Raw genomic sequence first — 19,233 nt, 5'->3', positions numbered from 1 at the left:
AGTATATTCAATTTCCATTCCCCCTTAAACTCCGGGAATCTCAAATTTGGAACATCTAAAAAATCAAAAACAAAAAAGGAAATATCCCTTCATAAAGTCCTTAATCCTTATCTTACAAGAATATTAATCTATTTAAATTATGAAAGCATGACAGCAAAGAAAACAATTAAAGAAATTACCATTATGTGGAAAGAAGACAAACGTAAATATGTGAAAAGCTCAACATATTCAGCGTATGCCCTAATCTTAGAAAATCACATACTTCCTATGTTTGGAAATAAGTATGAGTTACTCGAAAACGAAGTACAAGAGTTTGTCTTACAGAAACTTCAGAAAGGACTAAGCGCAAAAAGTGTAAAGGATATACTCATTGTACTAAAAATGGTAATGAAGTTTGGAGTAAAACTTGGTATGTTGTCCCATCAGGATTGGTGCATCAAATTCCCGACACCACAGGAAAACAAACAACTAAATGTACTCAACATCGCTAATCACAAAGCAATATTGCAGTATATAAGTGAACACTTCACTTTCCGAAATTTAGGCATCTATATTTGTCTGACCACAGGAATGAGAATAGGTGAAATCTGCGCACTGACTTGGGATGATGTAGATATTGTCAATGGAGTAATATGTATTCGAAAAACCATTGAACGAATTTACATATTGGATGGTGAGAAAAGACATACGGAAATCATTATCGGCACACCTAAAACTCAGAATTCAATTCGTGATATTCCTATGAACAGGGAATTATTAAAGATGCTACGCCCATTGAAAAAAATCGTAAACGGCAAGTTCTATGTACTTACTAATGAAGAGAAACCAACCGAACCACGCACCTATCGCAACTATTATAAACGAATGATGGAACAACTCAATATTCCCCCGCTGAAATTTCACGGACTACGTCACAGCTTCGCTACACGTTGTATTGAAAGCAACTGCGACTACAAAACTGTAAGTGTAATACTTGGACATTCAGATATCACCACTACATTAAATCTCTATGTTCATCCAAACATGGAGCAAAAGAAACGGTGTATTGATAAGGTTTTTAAATCTATCAAGTAATTAAAAATAGGATAAGGCTAACAAAGTATAGCACTTATCCTATAATCTTATATTCCTTAGAAGATTTTATTTCATAAACACAAAATACACCGCCGCAATCAAACAAACGAACGCCGCCAAATGATTCCAATGCAACGCTTCACCCTTGAAAAATACAGTTGTGAACACTGTAAAGATAACAAGCGTTATCACTTCCTGGATAACCTTCAATTGCATCAATGAAAAAGGGCCACCGTTGCCGATAAATCCGATACGGTTCGCCGGTATTTGACATGAATACTCAAAGAAAGCAATCGCCCAACTGAAAGCAATCACACCTATCAACGGAAGAGCGGCGAACCAGCTATATTCCTGTTTCATTTTCAGATGTCCGTACCAGGCAAATGTCATAAAAACATTAGACACGATGAGCAACAAAATTGTATATATCCCTTTCATAACAATCTATTCAAATTTATCTATTCAATCTATTTTATCCGGTAATAATTCTTCCTGTACATTCGTCATGCTTCCCCAAAGGCTATAGCGGGCTTCCGGGTTCATCGCTTCCAGTTGACGCAAAACACCTTTCATATCACTCCGGCTGGATTGCGATTCGTAAGGACAATTCTTCACCTGTTTCCGATAGTCACGCAAAGCTGCCAATTCTATTAAATCCGATTCGTGAACCATGCACATCGGACGGATGATTGTCATATCAAACTTCTTCATCACCAACCGGGGCGGCATAGTGCTGAACGCACCCTGATAAGTGATATTCATCAGCAATGTTTCCAGAATATCATCCATATGATGCCCCAAAGCAATTTTATTGCACCCTTGTTCCTTGGCAACCGTAAACAAGGCTTTCCGACGATTCCACGAACAAAGGAAACAGGGAGACTTGCGTGTATCCGTAGAGGGGTCAAATGAAGTTTCGTATTGGAGAAAAGGTACTCCGTATGCTTCACAATGCGCTTTCAGATACTCTGTATCGCTTTGATAAGGAATATTTTTCATCACTACATGGACGGCAACGACAGAGAAACGAGGCTTGTAGATACGTGCGCGTTTGCCCAACAGTTCTACAAGCGCCAACGAATCTTTCCCACCCGACAGTCCGATAAGGATTTTATCCCCTTCTTCTATCAGCCCATATTGCACCACTCCTTTGTTGAACCGTCTATCAATGCGGCGAATGGTTTTCTCTTCTTCTGTAAATTGTGCCATATCTTCAAAAATCGGCTGCAAAAGTAAGCGAAAAGAATGATTTAAAGAAGAATTAACATAATAGAATCTCTGAAAAAGGGTTTATTTCTAATAAATTTGTACTTTTGAACAATTGAAAAATTGACAGATGCCCGGAAGTAGCAGTACTTTCAAACAATCCGTCACTTATAAACGATAAATAACGATGAAAGGGAAATATATTCTATTTTTATTTTGTAGTCTCTTCCTTTGTGAAGTTTCTGCGCAAACACTGGAACAGGCACGCACCTTATTTACAAAAGGTGATTATGAAAAAGCCAAGCCTGTATTCAAAAAGTATGCAAAATCCCAACCTTCCAACGGAAATTATAATTATTGGTACGGCGTATGTTGCCTGAAAACCGGAGAAGCCGAGGAAGCGGTAAAACCGCTCGAAATGGCAGTAAAGAAACGCGTTGCCAGCGGCCAGCTATACTTGGGGCAGGCTTACAATGAAACTTATCGCTTTGAAGACGCGGTAGAATGTTTTGAAGAATACATCGCCGACCTGAAGAAGCGCAAAAGACCGACAGAAGAAGCTGAGGAGTTGTTAGAAAAGAGTAAGGCCGACCTGCGCATGCTGAAAGGCGTAGAGAACGTTTGCATTATCGACAGCTTCGTTGTAGATAAAGCAACTTTTCTGAATGCTTATAAAATCAGCGAAGAATCGGGTAAGCTATTCACGTTCAACGATTTCTTTCAAACAGAAGGAAATCATGAAGGAACTGTCTACGAAACTGAAATCGGAAATAAAATCTATTACAGCGAGAAGGGCGAAAGAGGAAATTTAGATATATTCTCAAAGAATAAGTTGCTGAACGAATGGAGTAACGGGCGTCCGCTCCCCGGCAGCATCAACGCTTCCGGCAATGCCAATTATCCGTATGTAATGTCGGACGGCATTACCATTTATTATGCAAGTGACGGTGAAGGGTTGGGTGGATATGATATTTTCGTCACCCGCTACAACACGAACAACGACACTTATCTCGTACCGGAAAATGTGGGTATGCCGTTCAATTCTCCATACAATGATTATATGTATGTCATCGACGAATATAACAACTTGGGTTGGTTTGCTTCCGACCGCTTCCAACCGGAAGGGAAAGTCTGTATCTATGTATTCATCCCGAATAATTCAAAACAGACTTACAACTACGAAGCGATGGATCAGGAACAAATCATCCGTCTGGCACAAATCCATTCATTGAAAGAGACTTGGAAGGACAAACAGGCAGTCGCCGAAGCATTGCAGCGTTTGGAAGCCGCTATCAGCCATAAGCCGAAAGAACGTCGTGTCGTCGACTTTGAATTTGTCATTGATGATAACACAACTTATTATCTGATGAATGACTTTAAATCCGCCAAAGCCAAACAGCTTTTCCAACGCTACCAGCAGATGGAAAAAGACTATCAGCAACAGGAGGAAAAGTTGAAGAGCCTGCGCCAGCAATATTCTACAAGCAACAAACAGGGAAAGGAAAGAATGGCTCCTGCCATCCTCGACCTGGAGAAACGCGTATTGCAAATGTCGGGCGAACTGGACGCACTTGAAATCAATGTACGTAACGCTGAAAAAACTAAATAAATTAATAACACCAAACTATGGATATACTCATTATCGCCGTTCTCATCATTGCCGCAGTCATACTGTTTCTGGTAGAACTGTTCGTCATCCCGGGCATCAGCCTGGCCGGAATTTCTGCATTGGTTTGCATTCTTTATGCTAACTACTATGCATTTGCCAATATAGGAATGGCAGGAGGGTTTGTCACTTTGGGGATATCGGCTGCCGCCTGCATAGGGTCGCTAGTATGGTTTATGCGGTCGAAAATGCTGGACAAGCTGGCATTGAAAAAGGATATCGACTCGAAAGTAGACCGCAGCGCAGAGCAAAGTGTGAAAGTCGGCGACACAGGCATCAGCACTACCCGCCTCGCACAAATCGGTTATGCAGAAATTAACGGCAAGATTGTGGAAGTCAAGTCAATAGACGGATTCCTCAATGAAAAGACACCGATTATCGTAAGCCGCATCACCGAGGGCACAATCATGGTTGAGAAACACAAAAAATAATATTCACTTAATACAATTATCAATGGATCAATCTCTTTATTTACCTATCTTCTTGATAGCGGGAGGTATTATTTTCTTAATACTGTTCTTCCATTACGTGCCGTTCTTCCTCTGGTTGTCGGCCAAAGTATCGGGTGTCAACATCTCGTTGATACAACTGTTCCTGATGCGTATCCGTAACGTTCCGCCGTATATCATCGTGCCAGGAATGATTGAAGCTCATAAAGCCGGATTGAAAAACATCACACGTGACGAACTGGAAGCCCATTACCTGGCGGGAGGGCACGTGGAAAAGGTAGTTCATGCCTTAGTGTCCGCATCGAAAGCAAATATCGAATTATCATTCCAGATGGCAACAGCCATCGACCTTGCCGGACGTGACGTTTTTGAAGCTGTACAAATGTCCGTGAACCCGAAAGTTATCGACACTCCGCCCGTTACGGCTGTAGCGAAAGATGGTATCCAGTTGATAGCCAAGGCTCGTGTAACGGTACGTGCCAGCATCAAGCAGTTGGTTGGTGGTGCAGGTGAAGATACGATTCTTGCCCGTGTAGGCGAAGGCATCGTTTCGTCCATCGGTTCTTCTGAAAATCATAAGTCAGTACTCGAAAACCCGGACTCTATCTCCAAGCTTGTACTCCGCAAGGGATTGGATGCAGGAACCGCTTTCGAGATTCTGTCTATTGACATCGCGGACATCGACATAGGTAAGAATATCGGTGCCGCTTTGCAGATTGACCAGGCTAATGCGGACAAAAATATCGCTCAGGCGAAAGCTGAGGAACGCCGTGCAATGGCTGTCGCTTCCGAACAGGAAATGAAGGCGAAAGCGCAGGAAGCCCGCGCGAAAGTTATCGAAGCGGAAGCGGAAGTCCCCAAAGCAATGGCAGAGGCATTCCGCAGCGGCAATCTGGGTATCATGGATTATTACCGGATGAAGAATATCGAGGCTGACACTTCAATGCGCGAAACTATTGCCAAACCGGCAACCGGCAATACGGGCAATCAGCCATTGAGTAAATAAGTTACTGTAAACGCCGGAACCCGGTTTCATTTCAGTTTCAAGACGTATCCTCCTTCCCCTACGGAAAAAAGAAGGATGCTTCTTCTGAACTTAAATCCGGTTCCGGCGTTTCTATTTACAGATACAATCATATTGTAAAACTAAAACCTTTCAATAACATGAAAAAGTACTTTCCATCCTCTGAATTGATTATCAACGAAGACGGTTCGGTATTCCATCTTCACGTAAAGCCTGAATGGCTGGCAGACAAAGTTATTCTGGTAGGCGACCCCGGACGTGTAGCACTCGTAGCTTCTCATTTCGAAAACAAAGAATGTGAAGTGGAAAGCCGCGAATTCAAAACGATCACGGGCACGTATAAAGGAAAACGGATTACCGTAGTTTCTACGGGAATCGGGTGCGATAATATCGACATCGTGATGAATGAACTGGACGCTCTCGCCAACATCGACTTTAACACACGGGAAGAAAAGGAACAATTCCGCCAGTTGGAATTAGTGCGCATCGGCACGTGTGGCGGCTTGCAGCCTAATACTCCGGTGGGTACATTCGTTTGCTCGCAAAAGTCTATCGGCTTCGACGGGTTATTGAATTTCTATGCCGGACGCAACGCGGTATGTGACTTGCCGTTTGAGCGTGCTTTTCTCAATCATATGGGTTGGTCGGGAAATATGTGCGCTCCCGCTCCTTATGTGATTGATGCCAGCGAGGAACTGATTGACCGGATTGCCAAAGATGACATGGTACGCGGTGTGACGATTGCCGCTGGTGGTTTCTTCGGGCCGCAGGGACGTGAGCTTCGTGTACCATTGGCAGACCCGAAACAAAATGACAAGATTGAAGCATTCGAATACAAAGGCTTCAAGATTACCAACTTCGAGATGGAGAGTTCGGCTTTGGCAGGACTTAGCCGGTTGATGGGACATAAGGCAATGACTGTCTGTATGGTGATTGCCAACCGACTGATTAAAGAAGCCAATACCGGATATAAGAATACGATTGATACATTGATTAAGACTGTTCTTGACAGAATCTAAAAAAACAAAATGAGGGGGGAGAAAAAAGTCTCTTCCGGCTTTAATTCAGGCACGGATTACATGGAGTACCACAGTTTTATTTAAATCAGAACTGTGAATTTCACGTAATCCGCACCTAAACTTTATAGATAATATCCTTTTCATCAATAGCCAATCGTGAATCTTTCCTGATGATGTTTCGGATTCTCCAGTTCATCAATCATTGCAGCAGCATAATCTTCTACGGAAATATGGCTATTCCCTACGATATCCACAATCATATCATCTTTGCCAAGACGATAACGCCCGGTACGCACTCCCGATCTCATGTCCGCTGCCGGAGAGAAAAACACCCAGTCTATCTCCTTTTCTTTCTTCAGAAAGTTCAGATAAAATTCTCCCAACGCTTTCACTCCGGGCAAAATATTTTCGGGTACCTCGCCGGAATCCATCAACCGCAATCCCGGAGCAATGAATAAGGAACCGGCACCACCGACCATCAGAAAACGGTTAATCCCCGCCTTCTTCACTCCGTCAATAATAGTCAGATAAACTTTGATAGTCTCATCATATATATTGGGATTATTCCATCCCGGATTGAATGCGCTGATTACGGCGTCCGCTCCTTTACAAACCTCCGCCACCTCGTCGAGCGAAGACACGTCTGCCTTCACGACTTTCAGGTTCTCATTTTCTATCTTTATCTTTTCAGGATGACGAACCACGGCGGTCACTTCAAAGCCGCGGTTCAAAGCTTCATTCAGTATAGCCGAACCCACAAACCCGCTTGCGCCTATGAGGACAACCTTCTTTACTTTCTTCATATTCCAACAATTTTTAGGATGTTATTACTGCTCTAACAACACTACAACAACCGGAATGTTGCTTTGCTTTTGGATATTTAATCAACCAATATAAGATTCTACCCTCCCTTTCATTCTATTTTTTACTCAGAAACAACTATCTTTGCACCATCCAAAAAGAAATACAATGAACCAAGATACTATCTGTGCTATTGCTACCGCCCAGGGCGGTGCTATCGGAAGCATCCGTGTTTCCGGTCCGGAAGCTATTTCCATCACCAGCCTTATCTTCAAACCGGCAAAAGCCGAGAAACGGCTCTGTGAGCAGAAGCCATATACTTTGACTTTCGGTCATATCTACGATGGGGAGGAGATTATCGACGAAGTACTAGTCAGTCTTTTCCGTGCTCCTCATTCATATACAGGTGAAGACTGTACGGAAATCACTTGTCATGGTTCTTCTTATATTCTCCAACAGGTGATGCAACTGCTTATCAAGAATGGTTGCCGCATCGCTCAACCGGGGGAATATACGCAGCGTGCATTCCTCAATGGCAAGATGGATTTAAGTCAGGCAGAAGCTGTGGCGGACTTGATTGCGTCTTCATCCGCTGCTACTCACCGACTGGCAATGAGCCAAATGCGTGGTGGCTTCAGCAAGGAACTGACTGACTTACGCAACAAGCTATTGAACTTCACCTCTATGATTGAACTGGAACTGGATTTCAGCGAGGAAGATGTTGAATTTGCCGACCGTTCGGCATTGCGGAAATTAGCTGATGAAATAGAGTTGGTCATCTCCCGCCTGGTTCATTCTTTTAGCGTAGGCAATGCCATCAAGAATGGCGTCCCCGTAGCTATCATCGGTGAAACGAATGCAGGAAAATCTACGTTGTTGAATGTTTTATTGAATGAAGACAAGGCTATCGTCAGCGATATTCACGGAACAACTCGTGATGTAATTGAAGATACGATTAACATCGGTGGAATTACGTTCCGATTCATTGATACTGCCGGTATCCGGGAAACAAACGACACAATTGAAAGCTTGGGTATTGAGCGCACATTCCAAAAGCTGAATCAGGCAGAAATCGTTCTTTGGATGGTAGATTCCGTGAATGCTGCATCGCAGATTGAACTGTTATCAGAAAAGATAGTTCCACGTTGTGAAGGAAAACGTTTAATTGTTGTGTTCAACAAGGCTGATTTAATTGAAGAAAATCAAAAAGAAGATTTATCAGCTTTATTAAAGGATTTCCCAAAAGAATCCACAGAGCATATTTTTATTTCAGCAAAGCAGAGAGGGAATACTAGCGAGTTACAAAAAATGCTTATTGATGCTGCGCATTTACCTACGGTTACCCAGAATGATATAATCGTAACAAATGTAAGACATTTCGAAGCTTTAAGCAAAGCTTTGGATGCTATTCATAGAGTACAGAATGGACTGGATATGCATATATCAGGTGATTTTCTTTCGCAGGATATACGTGAGTGCATTTTCTTCATTTCGGATATTGCGGGGGAAGTTACGAATGATATGGTACTTCAGAATATTTTTCAACATTTTTGCATCGGTAAGTAGAACCTTATCTGGCATCAATCGTATTTTTACTTATCAATCAATATATGACGACAAGTACAGTTCCTGAAATATAGAACTAATAATATGTGGAAACAAGTAGAATTTGAATTACAGTCACGCAGACGTGGCTTTCATCTTATAACCGGAGAAATATTACGTAATCTGCCACCATTACCCAAAGTCGGATTATTGCATTTGTTTATCAAACATACTTCTGCCGGATTGAGTATCAACGAAAATGCCGACCCTGATGTTCGCGTCGATATGGAAAGCATTTTCAACCACTTGGTGAAAGAACGTGAACCATATTACCAACATACCTTAGAGGGAGATGACGATATGCCGGCTCATGCAAAAAGTTCAATCATAGGCACGTCGATTACAGTCCCCATCACAAACGGAAAGCTGAATCTCGGAACTTGGCAAGGCATCTATCTCTGTGAATTCCGGGATTATGGTGGTAATCGACGAATCGTAGCCACCATTAGTGGAGAATAGCAATTTTGAATTGCTATCCTATTTTGTTATAGTGGCAATTTATGTTATCAGCAAATAAAGATAAGTTTGTAATGTACTCATCTCAGGATTGCGGAACACGAAGTTGCCAAAAAGCAACAGCCGCCGCAGCAGCTACATTGAGCGAATCAACGCCATGCGCCATAGGGATACGGACTACATAGTCAGCCTCAGCAATCGTATCGTACGAAAGTCCGTCCCCTTCGTTGCCCATTATGATAGCCAATTTTGATTCATTCGCTAAGACAGGATTATCAATAGAAATAGAATTGTCCGTGAGTGCCATAGCAGCCGTACGAAAGCCCAAATTCTTTAGTTCAGAAAGAGAGTCATCCATCCAAGTCCATGGTACAAAAAACACACTTCCCATAGATACTCTGACCGCACGACGGTTTAACGGTTCACAAGAATTGCGTGTCAGTAATACGGCATCAATTCCAAGGGCAGCAGCCGAACGGAAAATAGCGCCGATATTGGTTGCATCGACAACACTTTCGATTACAACAATACGCCGGGCTTCCCGACATACTTCTTCCATACTACGTGGCATAGGACGACGCATGGCACAAAGCACACCACGTGTCAGAACATAGCCGGTTAGCTCAGCAAGTAATTCTCTGCTACCCGTATAGACAGGCAGATCACTACAACGTTCAATAATATCAGCGGCGTCGCCGGTAATATGTTTCTGTTCACACAAAATAGCCAAAGGTTCATAACCGGCATCCAAAGCCCTCTTGATAACCTTTGGACTTTCTACGATAAAAATACCCTTATCAGGTTCGATGCGATTACGTAACTGTATTTCAGTAAGAGTACTGAATACTTCAACTCCGGGATGAGATAAAGATGATATTTCGATAATAGGCATACAATTATTTATTACTTTCGATTAAACATATGAGCATTTCATTCACTGAACAGGTCATTTATAAATAGCTACCTTAATGACGCCATCCAGTCTGTTCTCAAAGACACGATAGGCTTCCTCTATTTCATGGAGTGGAAATCTGTGCGTAATAAGAGGAGTAGTATCTATCTTGCCTTCTGCAATCAGATTTAGAATCTCCGCACAGTCACAACCGTCGACTCCGCCAGTTTTAAAAATTAAGTTCTTGCCATACATATCAGGCAAAGGGAGCAGTTGCGGCTCGTCATAAAGAGCTACAATAGTCACAATAGCATTGGGACGGGCACATTCCCACGCCAAGCGAAAAGTATCCTCACTGCCAGCCACCTCCAAAACAACATCAGCACCACCATGCTCACTGTTTTGAATCACAAAATCCTTGCAGTTTTCAGGTTCCACTACCAATACGTCAGGATAATGTTCACGTACGAACCGGATTCTTTCAGGAGACTTTTCGCAGACAATGATACGCCGCGGTTTCTTCAACATCACACACAATAAAGTACAGATTCCGGTAGGCCCGGCACCAATAATAAGCACAGTATCATCTTCGGAAATCTCTGAGATACGGGCCGCCCAAAAGCCTGTCGCAAGCACATCACCCACAAACAAAGCCTGTTCGTCACTGACTGTATCAGGAATACGGTTCAGTCCCTGGTCAGCATAAGGAACTCTGACATATTCTGCCTGACCGCCGTCAATGCGGCAACCCAAAGCCCAACCGCCATTTGGGTCAGTACAGTTGTTGACATATCCCCGCTTGCAAAAGAAACACTCTCCGCAGAAAGTTTCGACATTCACTGTTACCCTATCTCCGGGCTTGACAGAGGTGACATCAGCCCCTACCTCTTCTACAATACCTACCATCTCATGCCCGACTGTCGTTCCGGGTATGGCACGCGGCACACTGCCGTGCTTGATATGAAGGTCACTGGTACAAATACTGCCAAGAGTCACTCGCACGATTGCATCCCGTGAATCTATTATTTCCGGTTTCGGCTTCTCCCGTAATTCAAATTTTCCGTGTTCAACGTATGTGTATGTAAGCATTATATCCTCTTTGTTAATTAATAGTTCTATTCCCTTGCAAAGATAATGATTTCATCAGGAAACACAGACCTTATATCACATTCGATTACATGAAACGAAATCGCCCCTTACCCAATAGCAATAAACGACCTGATAAAGTAGTTTTGCATTTTTTCTGCTTCTATTTTGGGTATTCAAGAAATTACTCTTACTTTTAGCTGCGAAATAACCGATAAATAATAAGAACATCAGCACAAGTTAATCACATCCGTCCATAAGCCTATGATAGACACTTCCGAAAATCTCATTATCATAAAAGGTCAAATCAAGACTGCCGAAATAGAGAGTTGCCAGAATAATAACGGCAATCACAGCATCATATTCCGAAATTCTTCCAGCGTCTATTCTTACAAAGAAGAAAATGTTATCTGGCTGACTCATCCTGACAAACCGGATCCTGCCAATTATCAAATAGCCACTAAAGAGAGAACTTTATCAAACATCGAGACACTATCCGTTTTTAAGAGCGGTTCGGAAAGTTACTGGCATATTCGTTTCCAAAATGGGAAAGAGTATGATTATAAAGGTAAAGATTTACAAATCATAAGATCATGCCTGGCAGAAACTTGTTCAAAAGACATATTCGGATATTTGAAAAAAGTAGCGGAGGTGAATGAACTGAAAGCTGACGACGGTACGAAACTACTGGCTAAACAATATGAAAAGATAAACTTTATCGCGGATGACAGGGCTATTGCCGTATATTTGAATCCTCAAAAGTATAAATTGCAGACTCAAAATACATCGACCCTGATTTTCCCTTTCGGTTGTAATGCCAGCCAACAAAAGGCAGTCCAGACAGCTTTTGAGAACCAGATAAGTGTTGTACAAGGTCCGCCGGGAACCGGAAAGACGCAGACTATCCTGAATATTATCGCCAATATTCTGGTGCGTGGCAAAACTGTTCAGGTTGTATCTAATAATAACTCCGCCATTGTAAATGTACTTGAGAAGTTATCCAAATACGATATGGGATTTATCGTTGCATTGCTCGGCAGCACAGCCAACAAAGAGAAATTCATAGAGACTCAAGAAGAAAAACAATATCCGGAGAATTTCGAATCGTGGCATAATGCGGAAGCCGATCAGCCCTTGTTTCTCGATAAGATACATCATCAAACGGAAGAACTCAAAAGCATATTTTCCAAACAGGAACGTCTTGCCATGGCAAGACAGGAAATACAAGCCTTGAAAATAGAATGGCAGCATTACCTGCAAGAATTCGGCACTAAAGAATCTGCTATAAAACTACGTGGAAACTCCAAATCTGCCGCTCTTCTGAACTTATGGAACGAATGTCAACAATTTGCGGAAAAAGAGCAGACATCAAGTTTCCGAGGAATCTCAGCTTTTATACAACGGTTGAAATGGCTGTTCTTCAGATTCAAAAGTAAAACGGTTTGTGAAATCCCCGACAAGAATTTCTATAAGCGGGAGATGACCTCGATTATCGCTGACTTCCAAATCTTATTCTACCAGACAAAACATTCAGAACTGGAAGTTGAGATAGATACATTAGAAAAGGAACTAGCCAACAAAGATGCGGTGGAAATGGCTAAGCAAATGGCTGATGCATCGATGAAATATCTGAAAAACAAGTTATTCCATACTTATGGTAATAATCATGACAAACCAGTCTTTACTTTAGAAGACCTGAAAGATAATTGGCGGGAAGTACAGAAGGAGTATCCGATTATACTAAGCACTACATTTTCATCATTAAGTAGCCTGCATCGGGATACCGTATATGATTATCTGATTATGGATGAAGCTTCACAGGTTTCGGTAGAAACAGGTGCTTTGGCATTGTCATGCGCTAAAAATGCAATCATTGTCGGCGATACTATGCAGCTCCCCAATGTAGTCACGGAAGAAAACAAGGAAAAGCTGGACTTTATCGCTAACGCATGTCTGATTAAGGCAGAATATGATTGTGCCCGTATGAGTTTCCTGCAATCTGTCTGCAAAGTGATTCCGAATGTACCGCAGACTTTATTACGGGAGCATTATCGTTGCCACCCTAAAATCATCAACTTCTGCAATCAGAAATTTTATGGCGGAAATCTTGTTATCATGACACGTGATAAAGGAGAAAAGGACGTAATCCGTGCCATAAGAACCGCCAAAGGCAACCATTCCCGCAGCCATCTGAATCAACGGGAAATAGATGTTATCAAAGAAGAAGTGTTACCTGCCCTATCCTATGATACGGATGAGATAGGTGTCATTGCCCCATATAACAAGCAAGTAAATGCCGTTAAATCCGCACTTGAAGAAAGTATTGATGTAGCAACAGTCCATAAGTTTCAGGGAAGAGAGAAGGATGCTATCATTATGACTACGGTCGATGACACCATCACGTCCTTTTCCGATGATCCGAATCTGCTGAATGCCGCAGTTTCCCGGGCCAAACAGCAGTTCTATCTGGTCGTATCAGGAAACGAACAGCCCAAAGATTGTAATATCAGCGACCTGATTGCCTACATCGAATACAATAACGGTACAGTCATCGCCAGTAAGATTCATTCCATATTCGATTATCTATACGAACAATATACGGATGCCCGAATCGCCTATTTAAAGAAACATAAGAAAATATCCGAATATGATTCCGAGAATCTGACTTTCGCCTTGATAGAAGACATTCTGCAAGAGAACATCAATATGCGTCATTTGAATATCATTTGCCATTTACCTCTTTATATGTTGATTCAGGACTATTCTCTGCTAAATGCTGAAGAGAGCAAATATGCTGCAAATATTAATACCCATATCGACTTTCTGATTTATAATCGTGTGAGTAAACAACCGGTATTGGCTATTGAGACGGACGGTTATATGTATCATAAATCTGGGACAAGGCAGGCGGAACGTGATGTTAAAAAGGATCATATATTGGAGTTGTATGGTATTCCGTTGGTGAGATTGTCTACTATTGGTAGTAATGAGAAGAAAGTTATTGTAGATAAGTTAAACGAAGCATTGCATTTACAATAGGAAGTCAACACATAGATTAGTATACAGAAAGATAAAAACTTCCATTATTACAAATCAGAAGAAGTATAATAATATGCAACTATCTGAATTTTTCAGATAGTTCAGTTAGAGGAAAAAGAGTTTTATCCCGAACGCCAAAACATAACTTTTAGAATTGTACTCTGCCATAATTATTAAACCATATCGCACGCTTCATTACTCAATCAATACGATAAGCGATACATAAAATAATAGTCATATTGCTAAATCCCCCCATTTACAAGGTCATTTGCGAGGTCATTTACAGGGTCTTTACAGAGTCAAGTTTTCTAGATCAATTATAAGAAAATACGGTCCTGCTGACCCGTTGCATTACATATCTATGCCGAAGCCTAGGATACAGTGGGGGCATTAACCCTCCACACGGGGACAGAACCGTAATATCGCGAAACTACGAACATATTTTTAATATGTTCGTAGTCGTTTACGACTAAAGGCTCCTTGGCTTCCAGTCGGCAAAATAGACATGTAATGCCCTACAAAGATAAGACTATTTCCTTATAAAGCCAATAAAATCAATGTTTTATTATAAAATAATACAGAATGGTATATAAAAATATCAATAAAAAGATACGACCCTGATCCCCCGCTGCATTACAAATCTATTAGCCGCAGCCTAGGATATGAGTGGGGTAATTAACCTACCACACGAGGAACACAGAGCCGTACTATCATTAACTGCAAAGTATATATATACCTGCAACTGACGACAACTAAGGATCTCCTAAGACATATAAACGACTTAAATATTGTAATGCAATACAAAGGTGAACATAAAATCCGAGAAAACCAAAGCACCAAGCATTATTCTTATAGCAAATGCACATTATATATCGCCTAAGATAAAATGACTGATATTTTAAAGAATTGAATCTAAACAGAAAAATCACCTTTGAAACACAATGTAACAAAGGTGATTTATTTGCACTAATTTCATTTCAAGATATTATTCCCGAAAGCTACTCTTTATTTTTCTGCGGTACTTCAATCCCCTCCGGCCATATAGCAGTTGTATAAGCCACAGCATCATTTCCATTACCGGTCAAGTCTTTTGCAATGTTATTTCCTTTACCTTCGTTGAACTTCCAGTAAGCTTTCAAACCAGTAGTTCGGGGATCAACATCATACATATTCCTGTAAATCTCTTCTTGTGAACGGAGCACATTCCATATACGTACTTCACAAATCTCTCCATTTAATTGCCGACTCATATCGTCGGGGTCTCCATAAGAGTGTCCTATCTTAAACATAAAGTCTCCTTTCTTCTGTTTTCCAAGGTTTATGGCTTCCCCATTTCCGTAATCGTCAACGCGGCTCTGCTCTTTGCCATCTACATACATAATAGCAGCCTTTGTCTCTGTGTCATAAGTAACGGCAACATGATACCACTCACCAGGTTGCAACAGCTTACCATCATTAGCATTTGGAAATTTCATTTCATTAGCCGCAAATTGCAATTGCTGTCTAGGAAAGCCAGAATCACCAAAACGTAACAAACAATATTGCTCAATACCCATAATGGATGAGATTTCGGTAAGAGGATCAAATCTATTCACTCGAACAACAGCTTCGAAAGTAAGTTGCTTCAATCCGTTTACTACATTAGCAGTAGGACTACCGGCAACAAATCCCGGTATCTCAAAATAATTGTTAGCAAGACTGACAGCAGTAGTTATAGCACTGGAACGACGCACTATGTAACAGATATTTTTAGATCCGCCCAATATACTCATCCCTCCTGATGCTTCTCCAATAGTAACAGGTAATAGAAAGCTAGTGTCAATATCCAAGTCTATCAGGTTGGAAAATTCAATAGTGACCATTTCTGAATCTACATTTCCTTTAGGAATGACAACGTGCTGGGTAGAAAACTTATAATACTTAGCATCCAACATTGCATAATTATTCCCTAAACGTGCATTATAATAACTTATCAATGAAGGATCTGTCCGAAAACTGACATCTATATCCTGTTCGGCAGGATATGCCAGTACAGCAGAAATCTGTTGCTGTCCATCCTGTTTAAGATTATTAAATGTAAAATTAGCTATATCCTTCACTTTCGCCGCATCAATATATACACTATTACCAAAAGGAGATTCCTTACTATAATCTTTGTTGTCACAACCTGTTATTAATAACAGGAAGACTATGATCAAACAATTGTTCTCTATTTTCATTATATTCTTTGTTTTGAATTATCAGACTCATTGTATCTTAGTTTCAAGATCTATCTTCTCACATTCCGGACGGACGTACCCATCCTTTTGAATACACATTATACATCTGGCGCAAAAGCCAGTCCAATGGTTTATAAGTATAAGAATACTCACCGGAAATAAATCCCCAATCATAAGGAGGATAGATGGATTGCCCCCAATAAGCACCATCATCCATCATAGCGTTAATGCCATCTCCTATCGCAATATCATTCACCATTCCTTCATACATATTTTGCTCATTGGCTGTAAGATCAAACGCATATACAACAATGTTATTTTTCTTACGTTTATTCATTTTCCAATCCACCATCCTATATTGCGATTTATCTCTCAAAGGATTTTCTCCTTTTTCATATAATGGAATAACCAGACTTCCATAACATTCCGGCGCCAGCCCTACAATAGGTTTACGAGTATATTCACTATAAGGATGCTCTGCGTCCCATGGTTCTATAATCTGTACCACTTCTTTTCCACTATCATACGCATGCCACGCATAGTCTATATATTTACCTACCTCAATGCCACCACATCGATTTACATCATAGAAATATTCAGTAGCTTCTCCTTTATCAACAACTGTCAGCAACTTTTCAGGAAGTGCATCCCGCAATGCTTTTATTAGTTTAGGATAAGAGACTGTATTCATAGCAAACATACCTTCCTTGTTATAAGTACTCACTTTATCCCAAAGATTTATTCCATCCAAACGATAAAGTTCTACCACATTTTTCACCTGTTGAACAAAATCTGCAAGCTGCATATCGTTTAAATTACAAAAGCCAAATCCTTTATTACCATTTTCAATGCTAAGACATACTTTACGTCCGTGTTCCTGAAGCGGACGAATAAACTTATCCGCCTTTTCCAACACATCACGTATGTCACTACTCAAATTGAGCAGTGCACGTCCTGTTGCAGACTCATAGTCCATTGTCACAATTCGTAGATTCACGATACTACCTATATTATGTAAAGTTTGAGTATAATCTATCTGATTAATTTTTTGAATTCCATAAACATCAGCTATCAACGGTTGATAAGTTGAAGTATTCACATAGAAAACAACAAATGCATCAGGTAGCATTGGCGGCATATCTATTTGTTCATACTGGTTATTAGGATAACAAGTCGTTATTCTTTTCCGAATATTCACAATATAATAAAGCACCTGTTTCTTAGTATCCACCTTTACTCCTGTAGGTATTTCTTCCATAGTTAATGGCAAAAGATATGGAGTATCAGTATTCAGTCCAGCTGTGGATATAGTAAATTTGATTTTGGCAGATTTTTGTTCTCCAGCATCTATTAAAAGAACTCCGCCATTTTCGAACTGCACATTCCCAGCCGGCAATGTATTCAATTTAGAATTGTTTTCCTCATTATAACCTTCTACAAGCTTCTCGTTTACAACGGCTGTGACAGTCAACCTGCTTCCGGCTGATTGTGACAGTGAATAGAATATTTCCTCTGTGGCAGATTCGTCCCCTTCCGTCAACTCAATAAATGCTTTATTAGTCAATGTAGTTGTGTTACGCAGGACACCTGCAATATTATCCATAGCCGTCTCGTCAGGCATTCTGTCCGCATTCATTGAGATAGTCTCTTCGGTACACCCTGTTACTCCTATTTTCAGTAACAATACTAATATAAAATGTATGATAAGATTCTTTTTCATATTAATTCTTTTTTATTTCGATGGGTTCATTAGTTGAATAGCCGTTCGTGTAATCTCGTAATTCCTTATCGGGCTATAATAATCATTGCCTATAGCATAAATTCCCAATCCAGCTAATGGACCAAGAGCAACCACACGGTCAGTCATTAAAGTTACAGCCTCTTGTTTTACACCAGTCTCATCAATTACTTGTCCGCCCATTTGAACAGATAACAATAATTTATCTTTAGACAATAAACTATTGGCAAGAATCCCCGTCACCTGCAATTTCAAATCGGTAACATTAGTCAACTCTGCAGTATTCAACACAATATAATTCAATTTGTCAAAGTCTGCTTCATCAACGAAAGCCGGATTTCCTTCCAATACCAATAATTTATCCTGTCCCGTAGCAGTAGATAATTTAGAAACAATCAGCCGTGATTTCTCTTTATACGATGCCAATTCAGCATCAGTTCCATTATAGAGCGGAAGAGCGGTAAAAGCAAATCCGTCCAGATTGAGTTCGGCCGACGTAGCAATTTCTTTATCCAACCAACTATTTAATGCCGTGATATCTGTTAAGGAAGAGGCGTGAGCTACATAATCTATCAAATAAAGCACCCGAATACTCTTTTCCTGCAATAGAGGGATATCCTCCCGATCATAATCAGAGATTTGATGAGAATTACCCAAGGTCACAATATCCAACGAATCCGGCAATGACCGAAGATAACTACCTTCATTTAGCGATTTTTCCGGAGAATTATCAAAGTGCGCATATGACAAGTAATGTTCACTTTGTTTGTAGGTACGTAATGCCTGCATATAACGCGCCCATAGTTCCGGATTCTGTTCTTTCGCACTATTAATATCAATATCTACAATTTCAGGTTCATTCCAGTCATCACAAGCAACAGGCAATAAAAAAGCCGTTAAAAACAGAAGACTATAAATGAATTGTTTACATATTATTGTTTTCATATAAATTCTTTTTC

Annotated in this window: 16 protein-coding genes; 8 read left to right on the top strand and 8 right to left on the bottom strand. The window is 40.7% G+C overall.

Features of this window, described 5'->3' with window-relative positions; all coding sequences use genetic code 11:
* Positions 1-147: 147 nt before the first annotated feature.
* On the top strand, positions 148-1,074 hold the full coding sequence (locus tag RDN93_RS15280) for a tyrosine-type recombinase/integrase (protein WP_308746317.1): 927 nt from the start codon (positions 148-150) through the stop codon (positions 1,072-1,074).
* A gap of 66 nt (positions 1,075-1,140) precedes the next feature.
* On the opposite strand, the gene RDN93_RS15275 is transcribed toward RDN93_RS15280, so the two are convergent.
* Positions 1,141-1,512 carry a DMT family protein gene (locus RDN93_RS15275; RefSeq protein WP_121766208.1) on the bottom strand — a complete coding sequence of 124 codons (372 nt, stop codon included), beginning with the start codon at positions 1,510-1,512 and terminating at the stop codon, positions 1,141-1,143.
* A 24-nt stretch (positions 1,513-1,536) separates the two neighbouring features.
* Entirely contained in the window at positions 1,537-2,283 is a 747-nt protein-coding gene (locus RDN93_RS15270; RefSeq protein ID WP_308746316.1) for an ATP-binding protein, read from the bottom strand.
* Between the two features lie 184 nt (positions 2,284-2,467).
* Here RDN93_RS15270 and RDN93_RS15265 point away from each other — a divergent pair, with 184 nt between their 5' ends.
* The 4 genes from RDN93_RS15265 (at position 2,468) to RDN93_RS15250 (ending at position 6,438) form a co-directional block, all read left to right on the top strand.
* Positions 2,468-3,889, top strand: coding sequence for a tetratricopeptide repeat protein (locus RDN93_RS15265; protein ID WP_308746315.1), 1,422 nt, complete (start codon positions 2,468-2,470; stop codon positions 3,887-3,889).
* A gap of 17 nt (positions 3,890-3,906) precedes the next feature.
* On the top strand, positions 3,907-4,377 hold the full coding sequence (locus tag RDN93_RS15260; RefSeq protein WP_308746314.1) for an NfeD family protein: 471 nt from the start codon (positions 3,907-3,909) through the stop codon (positions 4,375-4,377).
* Between the two features lie 22 nt (positions 4,378-4,399).
* The gene (gene floA, locus RDN93_RS15255; RefSeq protein WP_308746313.1) at positions 4,400-5,401 is read left to right on the top strand and encodes a flotillin-like protein FloA; all 1,002 of its coding nucleotides are present in this window, start codon (positions 4,400-4,402) and stop codon (positions 5,399-5,401) included.
* A 158-nt stretch (positions 5,402-5,559) separates the two neighbouring features.
* On the top strand, positions 5,560-6,438 hold the full coding sequence (locus tag RDN93_RS15250; RefSeq protein ID WP_303876019.1) for a nucleoside phosphorylase: 879 nt from the start codon (positions 5,560-5,562) through the stop codon (positions 6,436-6,438).
* A 143-nt stretch (positions 6,439-6,581) separates the two neighbouring features.
* Here RDN93_RS15250 and RDN93_RS15245 read toward each other — a convergent pair whose 3' ends face one another.
* Complete coding sequence (locus RDN93_RS15245; protein WP_308746312.1) at positions 6,582-7,241, bottom strand: NAD(P)-dependent oxidoreductase; 660 nt, start codon at positions 7,239-7,241, stop codon at positions 6,582-6,584.
* 166 nt (positions 7,242-7,407) lie between these two features.
* Between RDN93_RS15245 and mnmE the strand changes: the two genes are divergently transcribed.
* Together mnmE and RDN93_RS15235 are read left to right on the top strand one after the other, a co-directional pair.
* Entirely contained in the window at positions 7,408-8,805 is a 1,398-nt protein-coding gene (gene mnmE / locus RDN93_RS15240) for a tRNA uridine-5-carboxymethylaminomethyl(34) synthesis GTPase MnmE (RefSeq protein ID WP_308746311.1), read from the top strand.
* 84 nt (positions 8,806-8,889) lie between these two features.
* A complete protein-coding gene (locus tag RDN93_RS15235) occupies positions 8,890-9,303 on the top strand; it encodes a secondary thiamine-phosphate synthase enzyme YjbQ (RefSeq protein ID WP_308746310.1) in 414 nt (137 codons plus the stop codon).
* An 82-nt stretch (positions 9,304-9,385) separates the two neighbouring features.
* Here the strand turns inward: RDN93_RS15235 and RDN93_RS15230 are convergent, their stop codons facing one another.
* Both RDN93_RS15230 and RDN93_RS15225 read right to left on the bottom strand, forming a co-directional pair.
* Positions 9,386-10,192: an RNA methyltransferase gene (locus RDN93_RS15230; protein WP_308746309.1), complete on the bottom strand. Its 807-nt coding sequence runs from the start codon at positions 10,190-10,192 to the stop codon at positions 9,386-9,388.
* A gap of 54 nt (positions 10,193-10,246) precedes the next feature.
* Positions 10,247-11,281, bottom strand: a complete 1,035-nt coding sequence (locus RDN93_RS15225) for an alcohol dehydrogenase (protein WP_308746308.1) — start codon at positions 11,279-11,281, stop codon at positions 10,247-10,249.
* A gap of 261 nt (positions 11,282-11,542) precedes the next feature.
* On the opposite strand from RDN93_RS15225, the gene RDN93_RS15220 reads away from it, so the two are divergent.
* On the top strand, positions 11,543-14,317 hold the full coding sequence (locus tag RDN93_RS15220) for an AAA domain-containing protein (protein ID WP_308746307.1): 2,775 nt from the start codon (positions 11,543-11,545) through the stop codon (positions 14,315-14,317).
* Between the two features lie 998 nt (positions 14,318-15,315).
* On the opposite strand, the gene RDN93_RS15215 is transcribed toward RDN93_RS15220, so the two are convergent.
* From RDN93_RS15215 to RDN93_RS15205, 3 genes are read right to left on the bottom strand one after another with little or no spacing between them, the layout of a single operon-like run.
* Positions 15,316-16,536 (bottom strand): DUF1735 and LamG domain-containing protein, encoded by a 1,221-nt coding sequence (locus RDN93_RS15215; RefSeq protein ID WP_308746306.1) that lies wholly within the window; start codon positions 16,534-16,536, stop codon positions 15,316-15,318.
* A 58-nt stretch (positions 16,537-16,594) separates the two neighbouring features.
* Entirely contained in the window at positions 16,595-18,256 is a 1,662-nt protein-coding gene (locus RDN93_RS15210) for a BT_3987 domain-containing protein (RefSeq protein ID WP_308746305.1), read from the bottom strand.
* Positions 18,257-18,268: 12 nt separating this feature from the next.
* The gene (locus RDN93_RS15205) at positions 18,269-19,219 is read right to left on the bottom strand and encodes a glycoside hydrolase family 18 (protein WP_308746304.1); all 951 of its coding nucleotides are present in this window, start codon (positions 19,217-19,219) and stop codon (positions 18,269-18,271) included.
* Positions 19,220-19,233 lie beyond the last annotated feature (14 nt).

The sequence above is a fragment of the uncultured Bacteroides sp. genome (assembly GCF_902491285.1).
Classification (GTDB): Bacteria; Bacteroidota; Bacteroidia; order Bacteroidales; family Bacteroidaceae; genus Bacteroides.
This window is presented reverse-complemented; position numbering and strand designations above follow the sequence as displayed.

What these genes read in the sequence shown, in the direction of transcription:
- RDN93_RS15205 (WP_308746304.1), bottom strand. Translation starts at nt 19,219, where the DNA reads ATGAAAACAATAATATGTAAACAATTCATTTATAGTCTTCTGTTTTTA.
- RDN93_RS15245 (WP_308746312.1), bottom strand. Translation starts at nt 7,241, where the DNA reads ATGAAGAAAGTAAAGAAGGTTGTCCTCATAGGCGCAAGCGGGTTTGTG.
- RDN93_RS15210 (WP_308746305.1), bottom strand. Translation starts at nt 18,256, where the DNA reads ATGAAAAAGAATCTTATCATACATTTTATATTAGTATTGTTACTGAAA.
- RDN93_RS15280 (WP_308746317.1), top strand. Translation starts at nt 148, where the DNA reads ATGACAGCAAAGAAAACAATTAAAGAAATTACCATTATGTGGAAAGAA.
- RDN93_RS15270 (WP_308746316.1), bottom strand. Translation starts at nt 2,283, where the DNA reads ATGGCACAATTTACAGAAGAAGAGAAAACCATTCGCCGCATTGATAGA.
- RDN93_RS15260 (WP_308746314.1), top strand. Translation starts at nt 3,907, where the DNA reads ATGGATATACTCATTATCGCCGTTCTCATCATTGCCGCAGTCATACTG.
- RDN93_RS15220 (WP_308746307.1), top strand. Translation starts at nt 11,543, where the DNA reads ATGATAGACACTTCCGAAAATCTCATTATCATAAAAGGTCAAATCAAG.
- RDN93_RS15230 (WP_308746309.1), bottom strand. Translation starts at nt 10,192, where the DNA reads ATGCCTATTATCGAAATATCATCTTTATCTCATCCCGGAGTTGAAGTA.
- floA (WP_308746313.1), top strand. Translation starts at nt 4,400, where the DNA reads ATGGATCAATCTCTTTATTTACCTATCTTCTTGATAGCGGGAGGTATT.
- RDN93_RS15235 (WP_308746310.1), top strand. Translation starts at nt 8,890, where the DNA reads ATGTGGAAACAAGTAGAATTTGAATTACAGTCACGCAGACGTGGCTTT.
- RDN93_RS15265 (WP_308746315.1), top strand. Translation starts at nt 2,468, where the DNA reads ATGAAAGGGAAATATATTCTATTTTTATTTTGTAGTCTCTTCCTTTGT.
- RDN93_RS15275 (WP_121766208.1), bottom strand. Translation starts at nt 1,512, where the DNA reads ATGAAAGGGATATATACAATTTTGTTGCTCATCGTGTCTAATGTTTTT.
- RDN93_RS15250 (WP_303876019.1), top strand. Translation starts at nt 5,560, where the DNA reads ATGAAAAAGTACTTTCCATCCTCTGAATTGATTATCAACGAAGACGGT.
- RDN93_RS15225 (WP_308746308.1), bottom strand. Translation starts at nt 11,281, where the DNA reads ATGCTTACATACACATACGTTGAACACGGAAAATTTGAATTACGGGAG.
- RDN93_RS15215 (WP_308746306.1), bottom strand. Translation starts at nt 16,536, where the DNA reads ATGAAAATAGAGAACAATTGTTTGATCATAGTCTTCCTGTTATTAATA.
- mnmE (WP_308746311.1), top strand. Translation starts at nt 7,408, where the DNA reads ATGAACCAAGATACTATCTGTGCTATTGCTACCGCCCAGGGCGGTGCT.